The sequence below is a fragment of the Paracoccus sp. DMF genome (genome assembly GCF_004407025.1).
Taxonomy (GTDB): domain Bacteria; phylum Pseudomonadota; class Alphaproteobacteria; order Rhodobacterales; family Rhodobacteraceae; genus Paracoccus; species Paracoccus aminovorans_B.
Genome location: NZ_SOKV02000092.1, coordinates 1 through 3,935 on the forward strand (window position 1 = coordinate 1; position 3,935 = coordinate 3,935).

6 protein-coding genes and 1 pseudogene are annotated in these 3,935 nt (G+C 68.1%); 1 reads left to right on the top strand and 6 read right to left on the bottom strand.

From position 1 onward, the window contains the following. From E3D03_RS20070 to E3D03_RS20090, 5 genes and pseudogenes are all read right to left on the bottom strand, one after another. Positions 1-357, bottom strand: a pseudogene (locus E3D03_RS20070) (phage tail tape measure protein); the annotation flags it as partial. Positions 358-384: 27 nt separating this feature from the next. After that, positions 385-549 (bottom strand): hypothetical protein, encoded by a 165-nt coding sequence (locus E3D03_RS20075; RefSeq protein ID WP_170848957.1) that lies wholly within the window; start codon positions 547-549, stop codon positions 385-387. 62 nt (positions 550-611) lie between these two features. Continuing rightward, positions 612-1,049, bottom strand: coding sequence for a hypothetical protein (locus E3D03_RS20080; protein WP_062563497.1), 438 nt, complete (start codon positions 1,047-1,049; stop codon positions 612-614). An 11-nt stretch (positions 1,050-1,060) separates the two neighbouring features. Further along, the gene (locus tag E3D03_RS20085) at positions 1,061-1,999 is read right to left on the bottom strand and encodes a phage tail tube protein (protein WP_062563496.1); all 939 of its coding nucleotides are present in this window, start codon (positions 1,997-1,999) and stop codon (positions 1,061-1,063) included. A gap of 25 nt (positions 2,000-2,024) precedes the next feature. Beyond that, complete coding sequence (locus tag E3D03_RS20090; RefSeq protein ID WP_062563495.1) at positions 2,025-2,444, bottom strand: hypothetical protein; 420 nt, start codon at positions 2,442-2,444, stop codon at positions 2,025-2,027. Between the two features lie 110 nt (positions 2,445-2,554). Here E3D03_RS20090 and E3D03_RS20095 point away from each other — a divergent pair, with 110 nt between their 5' ends. Continuing rightward, positions 2,555-3,298 carry a sulfite exporter TauE/SafE family protein gene (locus E3D03_RS20095; RefSeq protein WP_062563781.1) on the top strand — a complete coding sequence of 248 codons (744 nt, stop codon included), beginning with the start codon at positions 2,555-2,557 and terminating at the stop codon, positions 3,296-3,298. Here E3D03_RS20095 and E3D03_RS20100 read toward each other — a convergent pair. Continuing rightward, a partial coding sequence (locus E3D03_RS20100; protein WP_263568426.1) for a DUF6441 family protein occupies positions 3,290-3,935 on the bottom strand: 646 nt, incomplete at its 5' end. The two genes, E3D03_RS20095 and E3D03_RS20100, sit on opposite strands and share 9 nt — an antisense overlap.

The window sequence follows — 3,935 nt, forward strand, 5'->3', positions numbered from 1 at the left end:
CTTCAGGATGTCGGCCAGCTTCTCCTGCTCGATACCCACCGTCCGCGCCCCGGCCGACCAGCGCTGCAGGGCCTCGGGCGTCGTGTTGGCGACCTGCGCGAACTGTCGGACTTGCGCGGCGCTCTCGGCCGTCGACCGGACGATCAGCCCGAGCGAGGCCGTGGCGGCGGCAGCGGCGGCCCCGAGTGCGAGGCCCGCGCGACGCGCGAAGGCCGCAAGTCGGGTGTTCGCCAGTTCCATCTCGCGTGACAGGCGGCCGAAGCCACGGGCCCCGGCCTCACCGACACCTTCCAGCTCGGCGCGCACCTGGCGACCGCCAACGGCGGCGAGCCGGACGGAGACGCGTTTCTCGGCCATGGGATCGGGGCTCCGGTTGGGATAGGGTCAGTCGCGGCTGGCCGCGATCTGTTCGTTGACGCGGCGGACCATCACCGCCTCGAAGGCGGGCAGCAGTTCGGCGATGGCAGGCGGGGAAATGCCGAGGGCCGCGCCCAGGGCCAGCGCCGCACCCATGTCCCAACCGATCACAGCGCCGGGGATGACGCGCATCTGGCCGCCAAGGCGCTGCGCCAGGTCCCAGACCTGCGCGCCTTCGAGCGTTAGCGGCCGGTTCAGCCGTGCGGGGCAGTCGGGACAGGGTCCAGCACAGGCCGCGCAGTAGCCTTCGCCCCCGCCGAAGGACCAGTCGGCAAGGGCGCAGAGGCGTTTTTTTCCGCGTCCAGCAGGAGGGCCTTGGCGACGTAAGTTGTCTGGAACGCCTCGAAGGCAGGCCAGAGGTCGAGGAGCGCGTCGATGGCCTCGGGGCCCGGATCGATGGGACTGCCATCGGCATCGCCGATCCCCTCCCATGCGAGGATCGCGCGCCGGGCCAGCGCCTTGGCCATGGCGAGCGCGGCTTCCTCGGTCGCAGCGCCCTCAGGCAGGTCGGCAATCGCGGGATCGCCCCGCGCCGAGACCATCAGGGCCGTGGTCAGCGGGCGGAGCTTCACACGCACGCCGGGAATGAGGTCACACCACTGCGGCGCGTTCGTGAGGTCGAGGGTCAGCATGGCGTGCCTTCTCAATAGGTTGCGACGGTGTTGACGAGGACGGCGGTGCACATCCGGGCGGGACTGGTGGCGCGGGCCGCCTGCCAGTCGAAGGTTGCCTGGATGCCCTGCGGGCCCGGGATCTCGATGCGCGGCCGCGGCAGGTAGACGGCATGCGCCGTGAAGGTGAAGCTGGCGTTGGCCCCGAGGCTCCAGGCGAAGACCAACTCGCACGGCGTGCCGTCGATGGCCTGCGTGATCAGCGTGGTGTCGGCAAAGCGCACTTCCACCCGGCCCGTCAGCGCGGCCATGCCGGGGTCGGCCCCCTCGATGCGCCCGTCCGAGCGGATGGTCTCGATGCGGTCGAGGCCATTGGAATAGGTCACCTCGGCCGAGATGACATTGCCGAGCGGCGATCCATTGCGGGTGATCGCCCCGTTGAAATGCCCGAACCGCTGCAGCGCCAGCGAGGTGGGCGTGCCTGCGGCCGTGGCCGCCGCGACGCTTTCACCTTGCGCCACCAGCCGGGCCGTGGCGGTCAACAGCCCCGACCGCGCCATCTGCCAGGACAGCTGATCGCAGACACAGCCGGTGTACATCGCGTAACGCGGCACTTCGGGCATCGCTGTCTCGATGGCCATCGACGGCAGCGTCCAGTTGCCAGACTGGAAGGTGTGGGTCTTGGGCGTCGTGCCGGTGGTCGTCGGCTGTCCGAAGGCCGCCTTAAGCCAGAGGCCGAAGTTCTCGACGTCGATCGGCACCACCACATCCCCATCGGCGGTGACCGCATCCTTGATCGGGGCCAGCGGATCGCGCCCCTGGCCCAGCAGTTCCGAGGCGATCAGCGGCTGTTCGGACCCAAGCGTGGTGCTGGCGAAGGGCACCGTGCGGTAGCCCGAAGCGGGCGCGGTGCCATAGACAGATTCGAACGCAAGCGCCATCTGCGCCCGCGCCCCATGGGCTCGTGCCATCGTAGTCTCCTTTCGTTATTCGGGGTCAGGCCAGCGAATCGGCCGTGGAATAGTGCAGGATGACCGGGATCACCGCTGCCTTCAGGCTGGCGGCACCCTCGACCGGCAGATCGACCGGACGCGGCGCTTCTGCCTCGACCCAATCGCAGAGGCCTCCCAGCGTGCGGTCGGCTGCAATCGCCGCGCCGATGCTGGCGCAGAGGATGTCGAAGGTAGCGTCACGGGTGGCACCTTGCACGACCGCCTCGATCTCGGCGCGGTGCTGATAGTGGTAGCGCAGCGGCGACAGCGTCACCTCGGGTTCCCCCGGCTCGCCGTCGCGCAGGATCAGGAGGCCTGCGGTTGGCACGCGCTCTGGCAGCACGTCACCGCGCAGGGCGGCGGCGGGCAACGTCGAAAGCCGCGCGTGCAGCGCGGCGAGGATGGTTTCGCGGGGGGTGGGCATTGCTCGAGCCAATTGCGATAGTTGATCGGAAGGCGCACGAACCTTCGTCCGATTTTCGGGCACGTGCGGCCGTGGCCGAGTCATGCTTTGCCGTGGAGGCGCAGAGAGTATTGGACACCGAAGTATTCTGGCTTGCCGGCGTCTTTCTCGTAATTGCCGTGATCTACGCCGCCGTAGGACAGGCAGGAGCGTCCGGCTATATCGCGATCATGGCACTATTCGGAGTCGCGCCGTTGGCCATGAAAACGACCGCGCTCGCCCTGAATCTCATGGTGGCCGCAATCGGCACGGCGTGGTTCATGAAGTCCGGCCGATTGTCATGGCGCCACATCTATCCATTTGCCGTTCTGGGCTTCCCGTTCTCGATGCTTGGTGGGTCGATCCAGTTGGCGGAAGGGGTGTACTACCCTATCGTCGGTGCGATCCTGGTGCTTTCCGCGTTGCAGATGGCACGATCAGTGATGAAAAGATCCGCAGGAAACGTCGCACCTCCCAGGACGCCGCCATTCCTGGCTGCTCTGGCGACAGGGGCGCTGATAGGCTTCGTATCGGGAACGACAGGGACCGGTGGCGGTGTTTTTCTCGCGCCAGTCATTTTTGCGATGAGATGGGGCACGGCGCATCAGACGGCCGCAACGACAGCGCTCTACAATCTGATGAATTCTGCGGCCGCCCTGATCGGTGCCTACGCCTATTGGGATCAGATCCCCGCATCGCTGCCCTTGTGGCTTGCGGCAGTCGCGGTTGGGGGCACAGTTGGCGCGTTCGTCGGAAGCCGATACCTCTCGGACCGCTGGCTGCGAGGCATCCTGGCCGCGCTGCTGCTGGCATCGGGGGTCAAGTTGCTATTGTAGTCCTGCGTCCCTGAGCGGGTTTACTTCGTCACAAGACGTTCCCTCCACCCAGTTCGCGACGATCAACCCCGGCACCGCATGATGCGCCCGCGCCGCGTCCCGCGCCAGATCCAGCCGCTTCGGCAGCTTGACCTGCGGCACCAGCAGGAAGATCGGTGCTGTCACGAGGCCCCGGCCGGTCCTTGACCGTGACGCGACGGCGCGGCCCTTGGTGTTCAGCCGCCCCTCGGCCACCAGCAGGCTCGGCCCCCTGCGGCGATAGATGAAGCGCAGGCGCAGGCCAGTGCGCCGTTCCCATTCGCCGGGCGTGTTCCGACCGCCACGCAAGGACTTGCCTGCGGCGGGCGTGGGGATCGCCAGCCAAAAGCCATTTTTCGAGCGGATCAGCGGGCCGGTGTCGTGCGCGCCGACGATGACCGGGGCGTTGGACCAGACCACGGCTGCCGCGTTGAGGCTGGGCGTGACCTTGGGGAACTGCTCCGACCGGATGGTGCGGGCGAGCCGGGCCCCAAGCCCCGCACCAGTGATCTGCAGCCGCCAGGCGGCCTTCAGCCCGGTCCCGGCCTCGCGGATCGCGGCCGACACGGCGCGCTCGCCCGCCGAAACCTCAGCCGCCATCATCGCGACGATGTCGGGA

What these genes read in the sequence shown, in the direction of transcription:
- E3D03_RS20080 (WP_062563497.1), bottom strand. Translation starts at nt 1,049, where the DNA reads ATGCTGACCCTCGACCTCACGAACGCGCCGCAGTGGTGTGACCTCATT.
- E3D03_RS20075 (WP_170848957.1), bottom strand. Translation starts at nt 549, where the DNA reads ATGCGCGTCATCCCCGGCGCTGTGATCGGTTGGGACATGGGTGCGGCG.
- E3D03_RS20085 (WP_062563496.1), bottom strand. Translation starts at nt 1,999, where the DNA reads ATGGCACGAGCCCATGGGGCGCGGGCGCAGATGGCGCTTGCGTTCGAA.
- E3D03_RS20090 (WP_062563495.1), bottom strand. Translation starts at nt 2,444, where the DNA reads ATGCCCACCCCCCGCGAAACCATCCTCGCCGCGCTGCACGCGCGGCTT.